This window comes from Pseudoxanthomonas kalamensis DSM 18571 (genome assembly GCF_010211745.1).
GTDB classification, from domain to species: Bacteria; Pseudomonadota; Gammaproteobacteria; order Xanthomonadales; family Xanthomonadaceae; genus Pseudoxanthomonas_A; species Pseudoxanthomonas_A kalamensis.
This window is the reverse complement of the sequence record NZ_PDWQ01000005.1, coordinates 251426-273022: the sequence shown is the minus strand read 5'-3', so window position 1 is coordinate 273022 and position 21597 is coordinate 251426. Positions and strand designations below refer to the sequence as shown.

Annotated in this window: 31 protein-coding genes; 29 read left to right on the top strand and 2 right to left on the bottom strand. The window is 65.4% G+C overall.

Annotated elements, in window-relative coordinates:
- Positions 1–181: 181 nt before the first annotated feature.
- The 29 genes from rpsJ (at position 182) to CSC70_RS11675 (ending at position 16293) form a co-directional block, all read left to right on the top strand.
- Positions 182–493, top strand: coding sequence for a 30S ribosomal protein S10 (rpsJ, locus tag CSC70_RS11815; protein ID WP_011036122.1), 312 nt, complete (start codon positions 182–184; stop codon positions 491–493).
- Positions 494–504: 11 nt separating this feature from the next.
- Positions 505–1158 carry a 50S ribosomal protein L3 gene (gene rplC, locus CSC70_RS11810; RefSeq protein WP_162456821.1) on the top strand — a complete coding sequence of 218 codons (654 nt, stop codon included), beginning with the start codon at positions 505–507 and terminating at the stop codon, positions 1156–1158.
- A gap of 11 nt (positions 1159–1169) precedes the next feature.
- The gene (gene rplD / locus CSC70_RS11805; RefSeq protein ID WP_162456820.1) at positions 1170–1775 is read left to right on the top strand and encodes a 50S ribosomal protein L4; all 606 of its coding nucleotides are present in this window, start codon (positions 1170–1172) and stop codon (positions 1773–1775) included.
- Complete coding sequence (gene rplW, locus CSC70_RS11800; RefSeq protein ID WP_162456819.1) at positions 1772–2071, top strand: 50S ribosomal protein L23; 300 nt, start codon at positions 1772–1774, stop codon at positions 2069–2071. The genes rplD and rplW overlap by 4 nt, the downstream gene beginning before the upstream one ends.
- A 10-nt stretch (positions 2072–2081) precedes the next feature.
- Positions 2082–2909 (top strand): 50S ribosomal protein L2, encoded by an 828-nt coding sequence (gene rplB, locus CSC70_RS11795; protein WP_162456818.1) that lies wholly within the window; start codon positions 2082–2084, stop codon positions 2907–2909.
- Between the two features lie 6 nt (positions 2910–2915).
- Positions 2916–3191 carry a 30S ribosomal protein S19 gene (rpsS, locus tag CSC70_RS11790; protein ID WP_162456817.1) on the top strand — a complete coding sequence of 92 codons (276 nt, stop codon included), beginning with the start codon at positions 2916–2918 and terminating at the stop codon, positions 3189–3191.
- A gap of 10 nt (positions 3192–3201) precedes the next feature.
- Positions 3202–3537 (top strand): 50S ribosomal protein L22, encoded by a 336-nt coding sequence (rplV, locus tag CSC70_RS11785; RefSeq protein ID WP_079724420.1) that lies wholly within the window; start codon positions 3202–3204, stop codon positions 3535–3537.
- A gap of 2 nt (positions 3538–3539) precedes the next feature.
- On the top strand, positions 3540–4259 hold the full coding sequence (rpsC, locus tag CSC70_RS11780) for a 30S ribosomal protein S3 (RefSeq protein ID WP_162456816.1): 720 nt from the start codon (positions 3540–3542) through the stop codon (positions 4257–4259).
- Positions 4260–4265: 6 nt separating this feature from the next.
- Positions 4266–4679, top strand: a complete 414-nt coding sequence (rplP, locus tag CSC70_RS11775; protein ID WP_162456815.1) for a 50S ribosomal protein L16 — start codon at positions 4266–4268, stop codon at positions 4677–4679.
- The gene (gene rpmC / locus CSC70_RS11770; protein ID WP_162456814.1) at positions 4679–4867 is read left to right on the top strand and encodes a 50S ribosomal protein L29; all 189 of its coding nucleotides are present in this window, start codon (positions 4679–4681) and stop codon (positions 4865–4867) included. The genes rplP and rpmC overlap by 1 nt, the downstream gene beginning before the upstream one ends.
- An 11-nt stretch (positions 4868–4878) precedes the next feature.
- On the top strand, positions 4879–5145 hold the full coding sequence (gene rpsQ / locus CSC70_RS11765; RefSeq protein WP_162456813.1) for a 30S ribosomal protein S17: 267 nt from the start codon (positions 4879–4881) through the stop codon (positions 5143–5145).
- Positions 5146–5157: 12 nt separating this feature from the next.
- Entirely contained in the window at positions 5158–5526 is a 369-nt protein-coding gene (gene rplN, locus CSC70_RS11760) for a 50S ribosomal protein L14 (RefSeq protein ID WP_162456812.1), read from the top strand.
- Between the two features lie 15 nt (positions 5527–5541).
- Positions 5542–5859: a 50S ribosomal protein L24 gene (rplX, locus tag CSC70_RS11755; protein ID WP_162456811.1), complete on the top strand. Its 318-nt coding sequence runs from the start codon at positions 5542–5544 to the stop codon at positions 5857–5859.
- 11 nt (positions 5860–5870) lie between these two features.
- Positions 5871–6413 (top strand): 50S ribosomal protein L5, encoded by a 543-nt coding sequence (rplE, locus tag CSC70_RS11750; protein WP_162456810.1) that lies wholly within the window; start codon positions 5871–5873, stop codon positions 6411–6413.
- Positions 6414–6429: 16 nt separating this feature from the next.
- Positions 6430–6735, top strand: a complete 306-nt coding sequence (gene rpsN, locus CSC70_RS11745) for a 30S ribosomal protein S14 (RefSeq protein WP_162456809.1) — start codon at positions 6430–6432, stop codon at positions 6733–6735.
- A gap of 62 nt (positions 6736–6797) precedes the next feature.
- Positions 6798–7196: a 30S ribosomal protein S8 gene (rpsH, locus tag CSC70_RS11740; RefSeq protein ID WP_162456808.1), complete on the top strand. Its 399-nt coding sequence runs from the start codon at positions 6798–6800 to the stop codon at positions 7194–7196.
- A 16-nt stretch (positions 7197–7212) separates the two neighbouring features.
- Positions 7213–7740: a 50S ribosomal protein L6 gene (gene rplF, locus CSC70_RS11735; RefSeq protein ID WP_162456807.1), complete on the top strand. Its 528-nt coding sequence runs from the start codon at positions 7213–7215 to the stop codon at positions 7738–7740.
- Positions 7741–7787: 47 nt separating this feature from the next.
- The gene (rplR, locus tag CSC70_RS11730) at positions 7788–8144 is read left to right on the top strand and encodes a 50S ribosomal protein L18 (protein ID WP_162456806.1); all 357 of its coding nucleotides are present in this window, start codon (positions 7788–7790) and stop codon (positions 8142–8144) included.
- A 76-nt stretch (positions 8145–8220) separates the two neighbouring features.
- Positions 8221–8766, top strand: a complete 546-nt coding sequence (rpsE, locus tag CSC70_RS11725) for a 30S ribosomal protein S5 (RefSeq protein WP_162456805.1) — start codon at positions 8221–8223, stop codon at positions 8764–8766.
- Complete coding sequence (rpmD, locus tag CSC70_RS11720; protein WP_055941302.1) at positions 8759–8950, top strand: 50S ribosomal protein L30; 192 nt, start codon at positions 8759–8761, stop codon at positions 8948–8950. The genes rpsE and rpmD overlap by 8 nt, the downstream gene beginning before the upstream one ends.
- The gene (gene rplO, locus CSC70_RS11715) at positions 8950–9393 is read left to right on the top strand and encodes a 50S ribosomal protein L15 (RefSeq protein ID WP_162456865.1); all 444 of its coding nucleotides are present in this window, start codon (positions 8950–8952) and stop codon (positions 9391–9393) included. Before rpmD ends, rplO begins: the two co-directional genes overlap by 1 nt.
- A gap of 7 nt (positions 9394–9400) precedes the next feature.
- On the top strand, positions 9401–10744 hold the full coding sequence (secY, locus tag CSC70_RS11710) for a preprotein translocase subunit SecY (RefSeq protein ID WP_162456804.1): 1344 nt from the start codon (positions 9401–9403) through the stop codon (positions 10742–10744).
- A gap of 402 nt (positions 10745–11146) precedes the next feature.
- Positions 11147–11503, top strand: coding sequence for a 30S ribosomal protein S13 (rpsM, locus tag CSC70_RS11705; protein WP_162456803.1), 357 nt, complete (start codon positions 11147–11149; stop codon positions 11501–11503).
- 12 nt (positions 11504–11515) lie between these two features.
- Entirely contained in the window at positions 11516–11908 is a 393-nt protein-coding gene (gene rpsK / locus CSC70_RS11700; RefSeq protein ID WP_003470632.1) for a 30S ribosomal protein S11, read from the top strand.
- A gap of 14 nt (positions 11909–11922) precedes the next feature.
- A complete protein-coding gene (gene rpsD, locus CSC70_RS11695) occupies positions 11923–12552 on the top strand; it encodes a 30S ribosomal protein S4 (RefSeq protein WP_162456802.1) in 630 nt (209 codons plus the stop codon).
- A 51-nt stretch (positions 12553–12603) separates the two neighbouring features.
- Positions 12604–13602 carry a DNA-directed RNA polymerase subunit alpha gene (locus CSC70_RS11690; protein ID WP_162456801.1) on the top strand — a complete coding sequence of 333 codons (999 nt, stop codon included), beginning with the start codon at positions 12604–12606 and terminating at the stop codon, positions 13600–13602.
- A 212-nt stretch (positions 13603–13814) separates the two neighbouring features.
- Positions 13815–14189, top strand: a complete 375-nt coding sequence (gene rplQ / locus CSC70_RS11685) for a 50S ribosomal protein L17 (RefSeq protein WP_162456800.1) — start codon at positions 13815–13817, stop codon at positions 14187–14189.
- A gap of 135 nt (positions 14190–14324) precedes the next feature.
- Positions 14325–14837 (top strand): disulfide bond formation protein B, encoded by a 513-nt coding sequence (locus tag CSC70_RS11680; RefSeq protein ID WP_162456799.1) that lies wholly within the window; start codon positions 14325–14327, stop codon positions 14835–14837.
- Positions 14838–14898: 61 nt separating this feature from the next.
- The gene (locus CSC70_RS11675) at positions 14899–16293 is read left to right on the top strand and encodes a class II 3-deoxy-7-phosphoheptulonate synthase (protein ID WP_162456798.1); all 1395 of its coding nucleotides are present in this window, start codon (positions 14899–14901) and stop codon (positions 16291–16293) included.
- 22 nt (positions 16294–16315) lie between these two features.
- Here CSC70_RS11675 and CSC70_RS11670 read toward each other — a convergent pair whose 3' ends face one another.
- Positions 16316–19822, bottom strand: a complete 3507-nt coding sequence (locus CSC70_RS11670) for a bifunctional diguanylate cyclase/phosphodiesterase (RefSeq protein WP_162456797.1) — start codon at positions 19820–19822, stop codon at positions 16316–16318.
- Positions 19823–19862: 40 nt separating this feature from the next.
- The gene (locus tag CSC70_RS11665) at positions 19863–21530 is read right to left on the bottom strand and encodes an amidase (RefSeq protein ID WP_425501582.1); all 1668 of its coding nucleotides are present in this window, start codon (positions 21528–21530) and stop codon (positions 19863–19865) included.
- Positions 21531–21597: the final 67 nt, after the last annotated feature.

The following is a 21597-nucleotide window of genomic DNA, read 5'->3' as shown; positions in this document are numbered from 1 at the left end:
TTCTATACTTTTCTGTCTGGGCGGGCCGGATTCACCGGCCTGCCTCGTTTTTCAGGAAGAATCCCCTGCCGCTCCGGAGTCGATCCGCGGACGGCCACAGGGGGCTAGGCATTGGAACCACACCGGGGCAAGGCATCCCAGAGGCCGCGCCCGTCGCTCTTTATCACGAAGGAATTCCGTCATGGCGGACCAAAAGATCCGGATCCGGCTCAAGGCTTTCGATCACCGTCTGATCGACCGCTCGGCCAGCGAGATCGTCGAAACGGCCAAGCGGACCGGCGCGCAGGTGCGCGGCCCGATCCCGCTGCCGACCAAGATCGAGCGCTACACCATTCTGGTGTCGCCGCACGCCGACAAGGACGCGCGCGACCAGTACGAAACCCGCACGCACAAGCGCGTGCTCGACATCGTCGACCCCAACGACAAGACCGTGGACGCGCTGATGAAGCTCGAACTCGCGGCGGGTGTCGACGTGCAGATCAAGCTGACCTGAGGCCTGCGACCATGACTGCGAAGAAATATTCGTTGGGCATCGTCGGCCGCAAGGCCGGCATGAGCCGGGTGTTCACCGACGACGGCCGTTCCGTGCCGGTGACCCTGATCGAAGCCACCCCGAACCGCATCACCCAGGTGAAGACTCCCGAGTCCGACGGCTACAGCGCCGTGCAGGTCGCCGTCGGCAGCCGTCGCGCCAGCCTGGTCACCAAGCCCGAGGCGGGCCACCTGGCCAAGGCCAAGGTCGAAGCCGGTCGCGGCCTGTGGGAACTGCGCGTCGAAGCCGACAAGCTGGGCGATTTTGCCGTCGGCGGCGAAATCAAGGCCGACATCTTCGAGGTTGGCCAGAAGGTCGACGTTCAGGGCGTGACCAAGGGCAAGGGCTTCCAGGGCACGATCAAGCGCTGGAACTTCAAGATGGGCGACGCCACCCACGGTAACTCGCTGTCGCATCGCGCGCCGGGTTCGCTGGGCCAACGCCAGACCCCGGGTCGCGTGTACCCCGGCAAGAAGATGGCCGGCCACATGGGTGCGGTGACGCAGAGCACGCAGAACCTGGAAGTGGTCCGGGTCGATGTCGAGCGCGGCCTGATCGCCGTGCGCGGCGCCGTGCCGGGCGCCCCCGGCGGCGACGTGATCGTCCGCCCGGCGAGCAAGGCATAAGGAGAACGAGGATGGAACTGACCATCACCGGTAGCGCCAACACCTTGTCGGTCTCCGACGCCGTGTTCGGCCGCGAATTCAGCCAGGACCTGGTTCATCAGGTCGTGGTCGCGTACCGCAACGCCAGCCGTGCCGGCACCAAGGCACAGAAGACGCGTTCGGAAGTCAACGGCACCACCAAGAAGTCGAAGAAGCAGAAGGGTGGCGGCGCCCGTCACGGCGCCCTGACCGCACCGATCTTCGTCGGCGGCGGCGTCACCTTCGCGGCCAAGCCGCGCAGCTTCGACCAGAAGGTCAACCGCAAGCAGTATCGCGCCGCGATGGCGACGATCCTGTCCGAGCTGAACCGCCAGGGCCGCCTGAAGGTGGTCGACGCGTTCGCGGTCGATGCGCCGAAGACCAGCGCCCTGGCCGACAAGCTGAAGGGTCTGGAGGTCGGTCAGCGTCCGCTGATCGTCACCGAGGACGCTTCCGACAACCTGTACCTGTCCGCCCGCAACCTTCCGTATGTGGAAGTGCGCGATGTGCAGGGTCTTGATCCGGCTTCGCTGGTGGGTGCCGACACGGTCGTCATCACCACCGAGGCGGTCAAGAAGATCGAGGAGTGGCTGGTATGAGCGCCAACGAGAAAATTTTCAGCGTGCTTCGTGCGCCGCGGGTGTCGGAAAAGACCGCCCGCCTGCAGGAAGTCACCAACCAGTACGTCTTTGAAGTGGCCAGCACCGCCACCAAGGCCGATGTAAAGGCCGCGGTGGAACAGCTGTTCGACGTCAAAGTCGAGTCGGTCAATGTGGTCAACGTGAAAGGCAAGAGCAAGGCCTTCCGCAACTCCATCGGCCGTCGCGGCAACTGGCGCAAGGCGTATGTGCGTCTGACCGATGGCCAGGCCATCGACGTATCGGCCACGGCCTGAGGTAAGTCCCATGCCATTGATGAAATTCAAACCCACGTCCCCCGGTCGCCGCTCTGCGGTCCGTGTGGTGACGCCCGAGCTGCACAAGGGTGCGCCGCACGCTCCGCTGCTTGAGAAGCAGAGCAAGTCCGGTGGTCGCAACCACCACGGCCGCATCACCACTCGTCACGTTGGCGGTGGCCACAAGCAGCACTACCGCATCGTCGACTTCAAGCGCGACAAGGAAGGCATTCCGGCGCGCGTGGAGCGGATCGAATACGATCCCAACCGCACCGCGCACATCGCGCTGCTGTGCTATGTCGATGGCGAGCGCCGCTACATCATCGCGCCGAAGGGCTTGAAGGCCGGCGACCAGGTGATCGCGGGCAGCGAGGCGCCGATCAAGGTCGGCAACACCCTGCCGCTGCGCAACATCCCGGTCGGTACCGTGATTCACGGCATCGAGCTGAAGCCCAGCAAGGGCGCCCAGATCGCCCGCGCCGCTGGCGCCTCGGTGCAGCTGGTCGCGCGCGAACAGGGTTTCGCCACCCTGCGCCTGCGTTCCGGCGAGATGCGCAAGGTGCAGGCCGAGTGCCGCGCCACCATCGGCGAAGTCGGCAACGACGAGCACAGCCTGGAGAAGCTGGGCAAGGCCGGCGCCAAGCGCTGGCGCGGCATCCGCCCGACCGTACGCGGCGTGGTCATGAACCCGGTCGACCATCCGCACGGCGGTGGCGAGGCCAAGGCCGGCCAGGGCAACCCGCACCCGGTCACCCCGTGGGGCGTGCCGACCAAGGGTTACAAGACGCGCAAGAACAAGCGCACGCAGAAATTCATCGTCCGCGATCGTAGGGGCTAATCGACCATGGCACGTTCACTCAAGAAAGGCCCGTTTGTCGATCACCACCTGGTCAAGAAGGTGGAGACTGCGGGCACCAGCAAGAAGCCGATCAAGACCTGGTCGCGCCGCTCCATGATCCTGCCGGAAATGGTGGGTTTCACTATCGCCATCCACAATGGCAAGAACCACGTCCCGGTGTTGGTCAACGAGAACATGGTCGGCCACAAGCTCGGCGAATTCGCCGTCACCCGCACCTTCAAGGGACACGGTGGCGACAAGAAAGCCGGCGGGAAGAAGTAAGGAGATGAACATGGAAGCGAAAGCCATCCTGCGCACCGCGCGCATCTCCCCGCAGAAGGCTCGCCTGGTCGCCGACCAGGTGCGTGGGCTGTCGGCCGAGCGTGCCGTCAACCTGCTGAAGTTCTCGGACAAGAAGGCCGCCCACCTGATCAAGAAAGTGGTCGAGTCGGCGATCGCCAATGCCGAGAACAACCAGGGCGCCGACGTCGACGAGCTGAAGGTCAAGACCATCATGGTCGACGAAGGTCCGGTGCTGAAGCGTTTCATGGCCCGCGCCAAGGGCCGCGGCACCCGCATTCTGAAGCGCACCAGCCACATCACCGTGGTCGTGGGCGAGGGCAAATAAGCATGGGTCACAAAGTACATCCCACCGGTATCCGTCTGGGCATCGCCAAGGACTGGAACTCCAAGTGGTACGCCAACAAGAAGCAGTACGCCGGGTTCTTGGCCGCCGACCTCAAGGTCCGCGAGATGCTGCGCAAGAAGCTGGCCCAGGCGGGCATCAGCAAGATCCTGATCGAGCGTCCCAACAACACCGCCCGCGTGACCCTGCACACCGCCCGCCCGGGCGTGGTGATCGGCAAGCGCGGCGAGGACATCGAGAAGCTGCGCAAGGAAGTCAGCGAGATGATGGGCGTGCCGGCCCACATCAACGTGACCGAAGTGCGCAAGCCCGAGCTTGACGCGCAGCTGGTGGCCGAGTCGATCGCGCAGCAGCTGGAGCGCCGCATCATGTTCCGTCGCGCGATGAAGCGCGCGGTCGGCAACGCGATCCGCCTCGGCGGTCTGGGCATCAAGGTCAATGTCGCCGGCCGCCTGAACGGCGCCGAGATCGCCCGTTCGGAGTGGTACCGCGAAGGCCGGGTGCCGCTGCATACCCTGCGTGCGGACATCGACTACGGCTTTGCCGAAGCCAAGACCACCTACGGCATCATCGGTATCAAGGTGTGGATCTACAAGGGCGAAGTATTCGACTTCAGCCAGGTGGGCCAGGAGAAGCAGGACGATGCGCGCCCCGAGCGCAGCGAGCGTCCTTCGCGTCCTGCCCGCGAGCGCGATTCGAGGTAATCAGTCATGTTGCAACCCAAGCGAACCAAATTCCGCAAGATGCACAAGGGCCGCAACGACGGCCTGAGCTGGAGCGGCAACGCCGTCAGTTTCGGCGAGTATGGTCTGAAGGCGACCGCGCACGGCCAGCTGACCGCGCGTCAGATCGAGGCCGCGCGCCGTTCGATCAGCCGCTACGTCAAGCGCAACGGCAAGATGTGGATCCGCGTGTTCCCGGACAAGCCCATCACCAAGAAGCCCATCGAAGTCCGCATGGGTTCCGGCAAGGGCAACGTCGAGTTCTGGGTCGCGCAGATCCAGCCGGGCCGGATGATCTACGAGATCGAAGGCGTCAGCGAGGAAGTGGCGCGCGAGGCATTCCGCCTGGCCGCTGCCAAGCTGTCGGTGACCACAACTTTCGTGACCCGGACGGTGCGCTAATGGCCAACATCAACGAACTCCGCGGCAAGTCGGCCGACGACCTGAAGGCCCACCTGCTCGAACTGCGCAAGGAACAGTTTTCCCTGCGCATGCAGAAGGCCACCGGCCAGCTGGCGAAGACCCACGAAACCCGCCGGGTGCGCCGCGAGATCGCGCGCGTGAAGACCCTGCTTGGCAGCCAGCAGTAAGGAACGCCGACATGAGCGATAACAAAGACAAGGTACAGCGCACGGTCGAAGGCCGTGTGGTGAGCAACAAGATGGACAAGACCGTCACCGTGTTGGTGGAGCGTCAGGTCAAGCACGCGCTGTACGGCAAGTACATCAAGCGTTCGACCAAGCTGCACGCCCACGATGCCGACAACGCCTGCAACGAGGGCGATGTGGTGCGCGTGGTGGAAACGGCGCCGATGTCCAAGACCAAGAACTGGCGGGTGGTGGAAGTCGTCACCCGCGCGGCTGAATAAGGGGCCGGAATCATGATTCAGGTGCAAAGCTACCTCGAAGCCGCCGACAACTCCGGCGCCAAGGAAATGATGTGCATCAAGGTGCTGGGCGGCTCCAAGCGCCGCTACGCCGCGATCGGCGACATCATCAAGGTGACGGTCAAGGACGCGATTCCGCGCGGCAAGGTCAAGAAGGGCGAGGTCTACGACGCCGTGGTCGTGCGTACCCGCAAGGGCGTGCGTCGCCCGGACGGCTCGCTGATCCGCTTCGACGGCAACGCCGCCGTGCTGCTGAACAACAAGCAGGAACCGATCGGCACCCGCATCTTCGGGCCGGTCACCCGTGAACTTCGCTCCGAGAAGTTCATGAAGATTGTCTCGCTCGCGCCCGAAGTGCTGTGAGCGGAGGAAACTGACATGGCAAACCGTATCAAGAAGGGCGACCAAGTGGTCGTCACCACCGGCAAGGACAAGGGCAAGAAGGGCGACGTGGTGCACGTGGACGGCGACCGGGTGGTCGTGTCCAACGTCAACGTCGTCAAGCGCCATACCAAGCCGAACCCGCAGGCGGGCATCGCCGGCGGCGTGGTCGAGCGCGAAGCTTCGATCCATATCTCCAACGTGGCCCTGTTCAACCCGGCATCCGGGAAGGCTGATCGCGTTGGTTTCAAGGTGCTGGAGGATGGACGCAAACTGCGTGTGTTCCGCTCCAGCGGTGAGGCGATCGACGCCTGAGGAACCATGCAATGACCACTCGTCTGGAAAAAATCTACAAGGAAGACGTGGTGCCGGCTCTGACCAAGAAGTTCGGCTACACCAATCCGATGCAGGTGCCCAAGATCACCAAGATCACCATCAACATGGGTGTCGGTGAAGCGGCTGCCAACAAGAAGATCCTGGAAAACGCTGTGGCCGACCTGGCCAAGATCAGCGGCCAGAAGCCGATCACGACCAAGTCCCGCGTATCGGTGGCTTCGTTCAAGATCCGCGACGGCTGGCCGATCGGCTGCAAGGTCACCTTGCGCCGCGCCCGCGCCTACGAATTCCTGGACCGTCTGGTCAGCATCGCGCTGCCGCGCGTGCGCGACTTCCGTGGCGTGTCCGGTCGTTCGTTCGACGGCCGCGGCAACTACAACATGGGCGTGAAGGAGCAGATCATCTTCCCGGAAATCGACTTCGACCAGGTCGATGCGCTCCGCGGCATGGATATCGCCATCACCACGACCGCCAAGACCGACGCCGAGGCCAAGGCGCTGCTCGAAGCGTTCAAGTTCCCGTTCCGCAACTGATTCGCAGGAGATCCCGATGGCCAAGTCCTCCATGGTGAACCGCGATGTCAAGCGGGCCAAACTCGCCAAGAAATACGCCGCCAAGCGCGACGCGCTGAAGAAGATCATCTCCAGCGAGAGCGCTTCGTACGAAGAAAAGATGGATGCCACGACCAAGCTGCAGAAGCTGCCGCGTGACTCCTCGCCCAGCCGCCAGCGTACCCGTTGCGAGCTGTCCGGGCGTCCGCGCGCCGTGTACCGCAAGTTTGGTCTGGGCCGCAACAAGCTGCGCGAAGCGACCATGCGCGGCGACGTGCCGGGCCTGCGCAAGGCCAGCTGGTAACCCGTTTACAAACCAAGATTTTCGCGAAAGCGGATATCGGTGCTACTCAAAGGTAATCGACTATGAGCATGACTGATCCCATCGCCGACATGCTGGTCCGCATCAAGAATGCGGCCGCGGTCGGCAAGCCGACGGTGAAGATGCCGTCCTCCAACACCAAGGTGGCGATCGCCGGGGTGCTGAAGGCCGAAGGCTACATCGCCGACTCGCGCGTCACCAAGACGCAGAACAACAAGGCCGAGCTCGAAATCGTGCTGAAGTATTTCGAAGGCAAGCCGGTCATCGAAACGCTGAAGCGTGTTTCCCGTTCGGGCCTGCGCCAGTACCGCGGCAAGGACGACCTGCCGAAGGTGCTCAACGGCCTGGGCATCGCCATTATTTCCACCTCCAAGGGCATCATGACCGATTCGCAGGCGCGCCATCAGGGCGTCGGCGGCGAGGTCCTGTGCTTCGTGGCCTAAGCGAAGGAGCCAACACATGTCCCGCGTCGCCAAGAAGCCGATCGCACTGCCCAAGGGCGTCGATCTGAACCTGCAAGCCGATACCATCAGCGTCAAGGGCCCGAAGGGCACGCTGAGCCTGGCCAAACCGGCCGGTGTCGAAATCAACGTCGAGAACGGCACCGCCAACCTGTCGCCCGCGGGCGAAGGCAACGTGGCCATCACCGGCACCATCCGCGCGATCCTGGCCAACATGGTCAAGGGCGTGTCGGAAGGCTTCGAGCGCAAGCTCGAGCTGGTCGGCGTCGGTTATCGCGCCGCCATGCAGGGCAAGGACCTGAACCTGTCGCTGGGTTTTTCCCACCCGGTGCTGTTCCAGGCCCCTGAAGGCATCACCATCAGCACGCCCACCCAGACCGAGATCGTGGTCCAGGGCGCCGACAAGCAGCGCGTCGGCGAAGTCGCGGCCAAGATCCGCAGCTTCCGTCCGCCGGAGCCCTACAAGGGCAAGGGCGTGAAGTACTCCGACGAGACCATCATTCGCAAGGAAGCCAAGAAGGCGTAATGCGGGCTTGCCCGTAAAAGCCGATCCGCTTTCCGAGGAAACAGATCATGAGCATCAAGAACAATGCCCGCCTGCGTCGCGCCAAGTCGACCCGCGCCCACATCCGCGACCTCGGCATGCCGCGCCTGTCGGTGCTGCGTACCGGTCAGCACCTGTATGCGCAGGTGTTCAGCGCCGACGGCACTCGTGTGCTGGCCGCCGCCAACACCCTGCAGGCCGACGTCAAGGACGGCCTGAAGAACGGCAAGAACGTCGAAGCCGCCGCCCGCGTCGGCAAGATCATCGCCGAGCGCGCCAAGGCCGCGGGCGTGGAGCAGGTCGCGTTCGACCGTTCCGGCTACCGCTACCACGGCCGCGTCAAGGCGCTGGCCGAAGCCGCCCGCGAAGGCGGCCTGCAGTTCTGATTTTTTGCAGTACCTCAAGTAGTCAAACCACAACTATAAGCGGCCAGCGAGCCGTAAATTTCAAGCAGAGGAAACCATGGCAGAAGAACGTGCACCGCGGGGCCGCGATCGTGATCGCGGCAATCGCGAAGAGAAAATCGACGACGGCATGATCGAGAAGCTGATCGCGGTCAACCGCGTCAGCAAGACCGTCAAGGGTGGTCGCCAGTTCACCTTCACCGCGCTGACGGTGGTGGGCGACGGCAATGGCCGCATCGGTTTCGGCTACGGCAAGGCGCGCGAAGTGCCGGTCGCGATCCAGAAGTCGATGGAATATGCCCGCAAGGGCATGCTCAATGTCGAGCTGAACAACGGCACCCTGTGGCACACGGTCAAGTCCGGCCACGGCGCGGCGCGGGTGTTCATGCAGCCGGCCTCCGAAGGTACCGGCGTGATCGCCGGCGGCGCCATGCGCGCCGTGCTGGAAGCGGTCGGGGTGAAGAACGTGCTGGCCAAGGCCACCGGTTCGCGCAACCCGATCAACTTGGTGCGCGCCACCATGCGCGGCCTGGCCGAAATGCACTCGCCGTCCCGCATCGCGGCCAAGCGCGGCAAGTCGGTGGAGGAACTTACCCATGGCTAACGAGTCCAACAAGACCGTCAAGGTGCGCCTGGTGCGCGGCCTGCGGGGTTCCCAGTCGCGTCACCGCCTGTCGGTGAAGGCCCTGGGCCTGAACAAGCTCAACGATGTGCGTGAACTGAAGGACAGCCCGCAGGTACGCGGCCTGATCGCCAAGGTTCACTACCTCGTGAAGGTCGAGGAGTAATCATCATGCGTCTCAACACTCTCAAGCCCGCCGAGGGCGCCCGCACCGAGCGCACCCGCGTCGGTCGCGGCATCGGTTCCGGCCTGGGCAAGACCGCAGGTCGTGGCCACAAGGGTTCGTTCGCGCGCGCGGGCAAGGGCAAGATCAAGGCCAAGTTCGAAGGCGGCCAGATGCCGCTGATCAAGCGTCTGCCGAAGGTCGGCTTCCGTTCGCGGATGAAGGACGATACCGCCCAGGTGCTGCTGTATCAGCTGGACAAGCTGGCGGCCGGCGAGATCGACTTCGCCGCCCTGCGTGCCGCCAAGCTGGTGCCCAGCACCGCCAAGCGCGCCAAGGTGGTCAAGAAGGGCGAACTGACCAAGGCCTTCGTGCTGAAGGGGCTGCTGGCCACCGCCGGCGCCAAGGCCGCCATCGAGGCGGCCGGCGGCAGCGTGCAGGAGTAATCACGGCATGGCGTTGGGCAACGCGGGCGGCATCTCTAGCGGTCTGGGCAAGTTCACCGAACTGCGCCAGCGGCTGCTGTTCGTGCTCGGTGCGCTGATCGTCTACCGCATCGGCTGTTACGTTCCGGTGCCCGGTGTCAATCCGGATGCCATGCTGGCGATGATGCAGGCGCAGGGCGGCGGCATCGTGGACATGTTCAACATGTTCTCGGGCGGCGCCTTGCACCGCTTCAGCCTGTTTGCGCTGAACGTGATGCCGTACATCTCGGCGTCGATCGTGATGCAGATGGCGGTGTACATCCTGCCCAGCCTGAAGGCGCTGCAGAAGGAAGGCGAATCCGGCCGCCGCAAGATCACCCAGTATTCGCGCATCGGCGCGGTCATCCTGGCGGTGGTGCAGGGCGGAAGCATCGCCGTGGCGCTGCAAAATCAGGTGGCCCCCGGCGGGGTGCCGGTGGTGTACGCACCGGGCCTGGGTTTCGTGCTGACCGCAGTGGTCGCGCTGACCGCCGGCACCATCTTCCTGATGTGGCTGGGCGAGCAGGTCACCGAGCGCGGCGTCGGCAACGGCGTGTCGCTGATCATCTTCGCCGGCATCGTGGCCGGCCTGCCGGCGGCGGTCATCCAGACCTTCAACGCGGTGCGCGATGGTTCGATGAGCGTGATCGCGCTGATCCTGATCGGCATCGTGGTGCTGGGCTTCACCTATTTCGTGGTGTTCATGGAGCGTGGGCAGCGCCGGATCACGGTCAACTACGCGCGCCGCCAGGGCGGTCGCAACGCGTACATGAACCAGACCTCGTTCCTGCCGCTGAAGCTGAACATGGCCGGCGTGATCCCGCCGATCTTCGCTTCCAGCATCCTGGCCTTCCCGGCCACGCTTGCGCAGTGGACCGGCCAGTCCACCTCCAGCACCTGGCTGCCGCGCATCTCCAACGCGCTGTCGCCGGGCCAGCCGTTGCACATGATCGTGCTGGCGGCGCTGATCATCGGTTTCGCGTTCTTCTACACGGCGCTGGTGTTCAATTCGCAGGAAACCGCCGACAACCTGAAGAAGTCGGGTGCGCTGATTCCGGGCATTCGTCCCGGCAAGGCTACCGCCGACTACATCGACGGTGTGCTGACCAGGTTGACCGCGGTCGGCTCGCTGTACCTGGTGGCGGTATGCTTGCTGCCGGAAGTGATGCGCAGCCAGCTCAATACCTCGTTCTACTTCGGCGGCACCTCGCTGCTGATCGTGGTGGTGGTGGTGATGGACTTCATCGCGCAGATCCAGGCGCACCTGATGTCGCACCAGTACGAAAGCCTGCTGAAGAAGGCCAACCTTAAGGGCAGCGGCCGCGGCCGCTGAGGCCGGCGCCATGGCAAGACTCCCGGCAGGAGGCCGGGGAGCAGGACGGCCGGAGGGCCGGGCCCATCGGGCCGAACACAGATGCAGTCCCTCCGCATTGCGCCGGAGGGAGCCATTGGGCGGCCCGCGCGGCGATCCTGCGCGCGGGTGCGAATCCGCCAGTCTCCGCGCCAGAGTAGCGCGGGGCGGGCAGAGCACCGGGTTCCGGTGGTCTGTTCAGGCGGGTTCCGGCGCCGGAGCATGGGCACACTCCCCATGCCGGGTCGGGAGGCTTCGGCACCCCCGGCTTCCATGTAACCCGGGATCTTGTTAGAATTTAGAGTTCACTCCGCCCGAATATCCGCTCCCCAGCCGGGGGCCGGGTCCGTTGGGCCATAACACAGTTATTTGGAGAGCCGCGTCATGGCGCGTATTGCAGGTGTCAACCTGCCTGCCCAGAAGCACGTCTGGGTGGGATTGCAGAGCATCTACGGCATTGGCCGTACCCGGTCCCGGCAGGTCTGCGTAGCCGCAGGCGTGGCCGAAACCACCAAGATCCGCGACCTGTCCGAGCCGGAAGTCGAGCGCCTGCGCGCCGAGGTCGGCAAGTACATCGTCGAAGGCGACCTGCGTCGCGAAGTCGGCATGGCGATCAAGCGCCTGATGGACCTGGGCTGCTATCGCGGCCTGCGCCATCGTCGCGGCCTGCCGCTGCGCGGCCAGCGTACCCGTACCAACGCCCGCACCCGCAAGGGACCGCGCAAGGCGATCAGGAAGTAAGGACCCAGAATCATGGCCAAGCCCGCAGCTGCCAAGACGAAGAAGAAGATCAAGCGCGTCGTCACCGACGGCGTCGCCCACGTCCACGCTTCGTTCAACAACACCATCGTCACCATCACCGACCGCCAGGGCAATGCCTTGTCCTGGGCCACGTCGGGCGGTGCCGGTTTCCGCGGATCGCGCAAGTCGACTCCGTTCGCCGCGCAGGTCGCTGCCGAAAAGGCCGGCCGCGCCGCGCTGGACTACGGCGTGAAGTCGCTGGAAGTCCGCATCAAGGGCCCGGGTCCGGGCCGCGAATCGGCCGTGCGTTCGCTGAACAACGTCGGCTACAAGATCACCAACATCATCGACGTGACGCCGATCCCGCACAACGGGTGCCGTCCGCCGAAGAAGCGTCGCGTCTAAGGGGGCGATAAGAAATGGCTCGTTATATCGGTCCTACCTGCAAGCTCGCGCGCCGCGAAGGCGCCGACCTGTCGCTCAAGAGCCCGGCGCGTGCGCTGGACTCCAAGTGCAAGCTGGAGCAGAAGCCCGGCCAGCATGGCGCCACCGCACGTCGCGGCAAGCTGTCCGACTACGCCAACCAGCTGCGCGAAAAGCAGAAGGTCAAGCGCATCTACGGTCTGCTGGAGCGCCAGTTCCGCAACTACTACAAGAAGGCCTCGACCAAGAAGGGCAACACCGGCGAGAACCTGCTGCAGCTGCTGGAAACCCGTCTGGACAACGTCGTCTACCGCATGGGTTTTGCGGTGACCCGTCCGTCGGCCCGCCAGCTGGTCTCGCACCGCGGCGTGCTGGTCAACGGCAAGCCGGTCAACCTGCCGTCCTACCAGGTCAAGGCGGGCGACTCGATCGCACTGTCCGAGAAGGCGCAAAAGCAGATGCGCGTGCAGGAGTCGCTGACCATCGCCGAGCAGCTGGATCTGTGCCCGGGCTGGGTCGAAGTGGACGCGAAGAAGTTCACCGGCATCTTCAAGGCCGCGCCTGACCGCGCCGACCTGCCGACCGACATCAACGAAGCGCTGATTGTCGAGTTGTATTCGAAGTAATCCCACCACGGGTCCCCGGCCTGTCCGGGGATTTGCAGGAGACCAAGCTACATGACGGTTACCACTCAGCAGGTGCTGCGCCCCCGCGGCCCGCAAATCGAACGCATTACCGACAACCGCGCCAAGGTCGTGATCGAGCCGCTGGAACGCGGCTACGGCCATACCCTGGGCAACGCGTTGCGCCGCGTGCTGCTGTCCTCGATCCCCGGTTTCGCCATCACCGAAGTCGAGATCGACGGCGTGCTGCACGAATACAGCACCATCGAAGGCCTGCAGGAAGACGTGCTTGAAGTCCTGCTCAACCTGAAAGACGTCGCCATCCGCATCCACAGCGGCGACAGTGCCACCCTGAGCCTGGACAAGCAGGGCACCGGCGTGGTCACCGCCGGCGACATCAAGACCGACCACAACGTCGAAATCCTCAATCCCGAGCACGTGATCGCGCACCTGACCAAGGACGCTTCGCTGAACCTGCGCCTGAAGATCGAGCGCGGCCTGGGCTACCAGCCGGCTTCCAGCCGCCGTCGTCCGGACGAGGAAACCCGCGCCATCGGCCGTCTGGTCCTGGACGCCTCGTTCTCGCCGGTTCGTCGCGTCGCCTACGCGGTCGAATCGGCCCGCGTCGAGCAGCGCACCGACCTGGACAAGCTGGTGCTGGACATCGAGACCAACGGCACCATCGACGCCGAGGAAGCCGTGCGCACCGCCGCCGACATCCTCAGCGACCAGCTGTCGGTGTTCGGCGACTTCACCCATCGTGACCGCGGCGCGCCGAAGCAGGCCAGCAACGGCGTGGATCCGGTGTTGCTGCGCCCGATCGACGACCTGGAGCTGACCGTGCGTTCGGCCAACTGCCTGAAGGCCGAGAGCATCTACTACATCGGCGACCTAATCCAGAAGACCGAAGTCGAGCTGCTGAAGACCCCGAACCTGGGCAAGAAATCGCTGACCGAGATCAAGGAAGTGCTGGCCCAGCGCGGCCTGTCCCTGGGCATGAAGCTGGAGAACTGGCCGCCGGCGGGGGTTTCCCAGCACGGCATGATGGGCTGAGCCGGAAAATCCGGGATGCCCGTTTCTGCAAGGGCCGGGCATTCCAGAAAGTGCAGTACCGCAGCGATCGCAACACCATTGTCCGACGGGCCTGAAGGCCCGCGGCGCACCGGCCACGGACAGGACCGGTTCGGACCACCCGCAGTCCACCTACACCGCCAGGATGGCGACAGCGAAGTCCAACAGCTACAACATTCATAGGAATCCAAGCCATGCGCCACCAGAAATCCGGACGCAAGTTCAACCGCACCAGCGCCCATCGCGACGCGATGTTCCGCAACATGGCCTCGTCGCTGTTCAAGCACGGGCTGATCCGTACCACCCTGCCCAAGGCCAAGGAACTGCGCCGCGTCGCCGAGCCGCTGATCACCCTGGCCAAGGTCGACGGCGTGGCCAATCGCCGCCTGGCCTTCGCGCGCCTGCGCGACAAGGAAGCGGTCGGCACCCTGTTCACCACCCTGGGTCCGCGCTACCAGTCGCGTCCGGGTGGTTACCTGCGCATCCTCAAGTGTGGTTTCCGCGCCGGCGACAATGCGCCGATGGCCTATGTGGAACTGCTCGACCGTCCGGAAGCGGCGGCCGAATAAGCCGACGCCACGACGATGTTTCCCGCGAACCCCGGCCCGGCCGGGGTTCGTGCTTTCCGTGGTCAGGAATCCTCGATTGGCCTTGTATAGCGTGGCCGGGGATAATGCAGGGATTCTCTTGAGTTGGCCTTTGCCGTGAATCCATTCCGCTGGTCGTTCCGTACCCAGTTCCTGCTCGGCTTCCTCGCTTGCGTCGGCCTGATCGGCTATGCGATCTGGACCCAGCTGCACGATGGGCTGCAGCCGTGCAATCTCTGCATCCTGCAGCGGCTGGCGTTCGCGGCGCTGGGTCTGGTGCTACTGGTCGGCGGGTTGCATGCGCCGCGTGGACCGAAGGCCAGACGTGGCTACGGCATTGCCGCGCTGCTGGTGTCGGTGGTCGGTATCTGGATTGCCGCACGCCATGTGTGGATCCAGAGCCTGCCGGCGGACGACATGGTCAGCTGCGGTGCGCCGCTGGGTTTCCTCGGCGAGAGCGTCGGTTGGCTGGAAGCGGTCCGTCAGGTCATGACCGCCACCGGAAGCTGCGGCACGATCGACTGGACCTTCCTGGGTCTGACCATGCCCGGCTGGAGTCTGGTCTGGTTCGTGCTGTTGGCGGCCTGGGCGATATATGCCGCCTGGAAGCCGCGGCCGTTGCAGCGGTAACGGCATTTGGAGCGTCGCGGCCGGGTCTGGCACCATGGCGCCCACTTCGAGGACACTCCGGATGAGCAGCAGCGATCGCAACCTCCATGCCGTGAACCTGCCCGCCGACTGGGCGCCGGATTCGTGGCGCGCGCGGCCGGCGCTGCAGATGCCGACCTATCCCGATCCCGAAGCGCTGGAATCGGCGCTGGCCGAATTGCGCCGGCTGCCGCCGCTGGTGACCTCGTGGGAGATCTTTTCGCTGAAGCAGCAACTGGCCGAGGCACAGGAGGGCAAGCGTTTCCTGCTGCAAGGCGGCGATTGCGCCGAGAGCTTCGGCGATTGCGAATCGGGCCTGATCACCAACCGATTGAAAGTACTGCTGCAGATGAGCCTGGTGCTGGTGCATGGCCTGCGCCTGCCGGTGGTGCGGGTCGGGCGTTTTGCCGGGCAGTACGCCAAGCCGCGTTCGGCCGACAACGAAACCCGCGACGGCGTGACCCTGCCCAGCTATCGCGGCGACCTGGTCAACCGTCCCGAGTTCACCGAGGAAGCGCGGTTGCCGGATCCGCGCAGGATGATCAAGGCGCACGCGCGCTCGGCAATGACGATGAACTTCGTGCGCGCGCTGATTGACGGTGGATTCGCCGACCTGCATCACCCGGAATACTGGAACCTGAGCTGGATGGACTACTCGCCCAACGCCGGCGAGTACCAGCAGATGGTCGGCTCGATCAGCGATGCCGTGCACTTCATGGAAACCCTGTCCGGTTCGGAAGTGCACAACCTGAACCGGATCGACTTCTACACTTCGCACGAAGCGCTGCTGCTGCCGTACGAGGAAGGGCTGACCCGCGAAGTGCCGCGGCAGTGGGGTTGGTTCAACCTGAGCACGCATTACCCGTGGATCGGCATGCGCACCGCGGCGGTCGACGGCGCGCACGTGGAGTACCTGCGCGGGGTGCGCAACCCGATCGCGCTGAAGGTCGGGCCTTCGGTGGCGCCGGACCAGCTGCTGCGGCTGATCGACGTGCTGAACCCGGACGACGAGCCGGGACGGTTGACCTTTATCCACCGGATGGGCGCGGCGCAGATCGCCGACAAGCTGCCGCCGCTGCTGGAAGCCGTGCGCCGTGACGGCCGTCGCGTGCTGTGGGTGTGCGACCCGATGCATGGCAACACCGAGAGCACCAGCAACGGCTACAAGACGCGGCGTTTCGACAACATACGCGGCGAAGTCGAGCAGTCGTTCGATCTGCATGCTGCCGCCGGCACGCGCCTGGGCGGCGTACACCTGGAGCTGACCGGCGAGGACGTCACCGAATGCACCGGCGGTGCGCGCGAGCTGACCGATATCGATCTGGAGCGCGCGTATCGTTCGACCGTCGATCCGCGGCTGAACTACGAACAGTCGCTGGAAATCGCGATGAGCATCGTCCGCAAGCAGGGCCAGCGCACGCCGCTGTCCGGGCGCTGAAGCGCACCGCCCCCGAAGCGCGTCATCCTTCGCCGAGGTCGACCGCCCTCGGAATCATCCAGCTGGTGCCGCGGGCCAGCAGGCGGGCGAATTCCGATGCCGGCAGCGGCGGGCTGAACAGATAGCCCTGCATTTCGTCGCAGCCGGTCCTGGCCAGCCAGGCGGCCTGCCGCTGCGTTTCCACGCCCTCGGCGATGGTCCGGCAATCCAGCTGCTCGGCCAGGCCAATGATGGCGCGGGTGATCGCTGCCTGGCTGGGGTCGGCGATGTCGCGGACGAAGGACTGGTCGATCTTCAGCACGTCGAACCCGTAGTTGCCCAGATAGCTGAGGCTGGAGAAGCCGGTGCCGAAGTCGTCAATGGCGATGCGCACGCCCAGCGCCTTCAGCGCCCGCAGGATGCGGTCGGTACGTTGCACGTCGCGCATGATCGTGGTTTCGGTGACTTCCAGTTCGAGGTATTCGGGCGCCAGGTCGCTGTCGCGCAGCGCGGCAGCGACCACGTCGACCAGGTCGTCGGAATCGAAGTTGGCGGCGGCGACATTAACCGAAACGCGGATCGGCGGCAGGCCCGACTGCTGCCAGATGCGGTTCTGCCGGCAGGCCGCGGCGATCGCCCAGCGATCGATGTCGACGATCAAGTTGGTTTCCTCGGCGATCGGCAGGAATTCCTGCGGCAGCAGGATGTGGTTGTTGCGTTGCCAGCGGCTGAGCGCTTCGGCGGCGACGATGCACCCGCTGCGACGATCCACGTGCGGCTGGTAGTGCAGCAGCAGTTCGCCGGCACGCAAGCCGCGGCGCAGGCTGTTCTCCAGCTCGATGCGCGCATCCGCGCTGGCGGCCAGCTCGCGGGTATGGAAGCGGGACGCATTGCGACCGCTGCGCTTGGCCAGGTACATCGCCGCATCGGCGCGCATCATCAGCGTAGCCGCGTCGTGGCCGTCGTCGGGATACAGGCTGATGCCGATGCTGAAGGCCTGGTGCAGTTCGTGCGAGGACACGGTGTACGGGCGCGAGCTCAACTCCAGCAGCGCATCGGCGACCGATTGCACGTCGTCACGCGAGGCCACCGAGTCGAGCACGACCACGAATTCGTCGCCGCCGGTGCGGTAGACATTGCCGGAAGCATCGATGGCCTGGCGGATCCGCCGCGCGACCTGCTGCAACAGCTGGTCGCCGATCTGGTGTCCCAGGGCATCGTTGACATGCTTGAACAGGTCCAGATCGATGAACAGCACGGCAAGCAGCTCACCGCTGCGCGATGCCGTGGCGATCGAGTGGGTGAGATTCTGGTTGAGCTGCAGGCGGTTGGGCAGCGAGGTCAGGTCGTCGTGCAGGGCTAGGTGGCTCATCCGCGCGCTGAGCGCGCGGGCTTCGCTGATGTCGCGCAGGACGATCACCGAACCGACGACCTTGTCGTCGCGGTCGAGCAGCGGCGAATGGGATATCTCGACCGGGATGCGCAAGCCGTCGCGCCGTACCAGCTCATGGTCGATCAGCGACGCGGCGCCGGGAATCTGCAGGCTGTCGTCGTGCTCGTCGCGCACGACTTCCAGCGGGATGACCAGATCGGAAGATTGCATCAGCGCTTCGTCGCGGTTCCAGCCGCTGAGCTTTTCGGCGGCAGGGTTCAGGTAGCTGACGCGTGATTCGTTGTCCATCACGATCACCGCTTCGCGGATCGAATTCAGGGTGACCTGGGCGCGCGTATTGACGTCGTAGAGTTCGTTCTCCAGACGTACCCGCTCGCTGATGTCGGTGGCGAGCATCAGCAGGCCGACGACGTCGCTGGCTTCGTCCAGATACGGCGTGTAGTACACGTGCATCCGGCGGATGCCGTCCACGGTGTCGAATTCGTCCTCGAAATCCACCCCGGTTCCGGCCAGCGCGGCACGGATGTGCTCGCGATGACGCGCGTACATGCGCTCGCCGAGCAGGTCGCGCAGCGTGCGTTCCCCGGGCGCCTGTGCGTTCCAGCTGCGCAACTCGGTGCAGGCGCGGTTGTGGAACACCAGCACTTCATCGTCGCGGCATTGCAGTACCACGGCCGGCAGTTCGTCGGTCACCCGGCGCAGGCGGTCGCGCGCGGTGGTCAGTTCGCGATAGGCGCGGCGCTGTTCGCTGATGTCGTTGGCCATCAGATACCAGCCGGTGGTGCGACCGCTGCCGTGCAGGCGACTGACCAGACAGGCTTGAACCGGGCGCGGTGGATCTCCGATCTCGGTCTCCCAAAGTACCGGCCCGTGCAGCGATTGGTCGCCGTCGATCCGTTCGGACAGTTCCGAAAGGAACGTCGGGTTGCTTGCATTGACCTGTTGCGGCGATTTCCCGATCCAGTCCTCGCCCGAGTCGAACCAGTCGTGGCTGGCGCGGTTGGTGTAGACATAGCGACCATCGCGGCCGATATAGGCGATCAGCGCCGGCAGGTTGTCGGCGACCGCATCGAGCAACGAACGGCTGCGCAGTTCGGCACGTGCCAGGTTCTGCAGCAGCACGAACAGCAGCAGGCCGAACAGGGTGCCGGCGCAGACCAGGGCCAGGATCATGCCGATGCCCGGGACATCGGCCAGGCCTGCGCGCGAGCCGATGTGCAGCGACCAGTGCCGGCCGAAGAATTCCAGCGCGCGATCCAGTCGCTCGGCATGGTCGAGGCGCCAGGCGGCAGCATGGCCTTGATTGATGTAGGCGGTGACGGGCGTCGAGTCGAGCATGACCAGTTCGACCGAGAGTCCGGCGTCGTTCTCGTCCAGGATCGACTGCATGACGCTGTCCCAGCCGAAGCCCGCGGAGGCGTAGCCGCGAAGGGCGGCGCGGCGTTCGGCCGCGGATTGCGGCAGGGACTGGCGCGAGTCGTAGACCGGCACGTAGAGCAGGAAACCCTCCATGCCTGCCGGACCACGGGCGGAATCCTGCAGACGTACCGTATGTGCGATCGCGATGTTGCCGCTGTCGCGCGCCGCATGCTGGGCCTGGCGGCGGCTCGCATCGGCGGAAACGTCGAGGCCGAGCAGGGCCGACACGCCCGGCTGCTCGGGATAGATCAAGTCGATGACGTTGTATTCGTCGCGCTCGCCCGCCGGCCGGATGCGGTAGTCGGGACCACGCACGTTCCGTTGTGCCTGCAGGTAGGCGGGCAGGTCGGCAGTGCTGACATGGCGGGCGAAGCCGAGGCCGTGCATGCCCGCATCCTGATTGGGAACGGCCAGTCCGCCGATGAAACGGGCGAATTCGTCCTGCCGCATGTCCGGCCGCGCCTCGAGCACGTTGGCCGCGGCGCGCACGCTGTCTTCGTAGGCGCGCATCCGGGTGAGCAGGGCGGTAGCGATGCGGTTGGCGGTCGACTCGAAACGCGCGTGCTCGGCGGCGATCGCCTGCTCGTAGGCGATCCGTCCGAACCAGGCCGACAATGTCGCGCACAGCAACAGCACGGCCCATGCCAGCGTCTTGAGCAACCGCAGCCGCTTGTCCGGCGCGGGTTTGCGCGCGGGCGGCAGGTGTGGTCTGGAGCTTTGCCCGGTCTCCTTCCCCACGCATCATCCCCGAATGCGTATCAGCACGGACATCCTACGCCTAATGCGAGCCGGGAGGCGCGCCGGCAGCGTCCGCAGACGTGGCAGCGGTCACGTTCCGGGCCGGCAGGGTGGGCAGGTATTCCGGCGGCTTGCGGGCCCGGGTCAGTTGTTCGTAGGCGTAACCCAGCTCGATCAGGCGCGGCTCGCTCCAGGCGGGGCCCATGAATACGACCCCGAGCGGCAGGCCGTTGCTGTAACCCATCGGCACGGTCAGGCTGGGGTAGCCGGCCACCGCGGCGGCGCCATAGCCGGCCCCGGGGAAACGGTCGCCCGCGGCCGGATCGGTCACCCAGGCCGGGCCGGTGGCCGGGGCGATCAGCGCGTCCAGCTGCTGCGCCTGCAATGCCGCGTCGATCCCTTCCGGACCGGCCAGCCGCCGCGCGCGCGCGCGCGCCGAGGTGTATTCGCGCTCGCCCAATCCGCCCTTGGTGTTGGCCAGTTCGAACAGTTCCTGGCCGAAATGCGGCATTTCCGACTCCGGGTACTGCGCGTTGTAACCGATCAACTGGCTCAGGGTCTGCAGCGGTGCATCGTGGCGCTGCAGGTAGCGCTCCAGTCCGGCCTTGAATTCGTACAGCAGCACCTGTTCTTCGTCGTCGTTCCACTGGCCGTCGGTGGCGATGCTCGCGTCGACCACGGTGGCGCCGGCGTCGCGCAGGGTCTGCACGACATGCTGCATGGCGATGCGGATGTCCGGCGTATCCGACAGGCGGTTGTGCAGCAGGCCGATGCGGGCGCCGCGCAGGCCTTCGGGCCGCAGCCGCGAGGGGTAGTCCAGGGCGATGTTCCAGGCGGCGTTGAGACTGGCCGGATCGTCGGGGTCGCGCCCGGCCAGCACGCCCAGCAGCAGGGCGGCGTCGGCCACGCTGCGGGTGATCGGGCCGGCCGTGTCCTGGCTGAAGGAGATCGGGATGATGCCGTCGCGGCTGACCAGGCCGACGCTCGGCTTCAGGCCGACCACGCCGTTCACCGCGGCCGGACAGATGATGCTGCCGTCGGTTTCGGTGCCGATGGCCGCCACCGCCAGGTTGGCCGAAACCGCGACCGCGCTGCCGGAACTGGAGCCGCAGGGGTTGCGGTCCAGCACATACGGATTGCGGGTCTGCCCGCCACGCGCGCTCCAGCCGGAAATCGAATGGGTGGAACGGAAGTTGGCCCATTCGCTGAGATTGGTCTTGCCCAGGATCACCGCGCCGGCCTCGCGCAGGCGCTTGACCAGGAAGGCATCCTGCGTCGGGCGGAAATCCTTCAGCGCCAGCGAGCCGGCCGAGTTGGCCATCGGCACCGCGCCGATGTTGTCCTTCAGCAGGATCGGAATGCCATGCAACGGTCCGCGTATCGCGCCGGTACGGCGCTCGGTGTCGCGCAGGGTGGCTTCCTTCATCGCGTCGGGATTGACCTCGATGACCGCGTGCAGTTGTGGCCCGGCCTGATCGACGGCGGCGATGCGGTCGAGATAGGCCTGGGTCAGGGTGCGGCTGTCCAGTTCGCCGCGCTGCATGCGCGCCTGCAGGTCGGCGATATCCAGTTCGGCGTAGACGAAATCGGTCGGCGATTCGGTTTCCGGCGCAGCCGGCGGCGGCGGGGCATCCTGCGCCTGTTGCGTCGGCGCCGGTGGCGTCTGCGGCTTGCAGGCGGCAAGCGCGACGCACACAACCAGCGGCAGCAGGACGAACGGTCGCATCGAAGGGTTCCGTGGATGCCAGTCGGACAGGCTACGCAGCAGGCTCGCG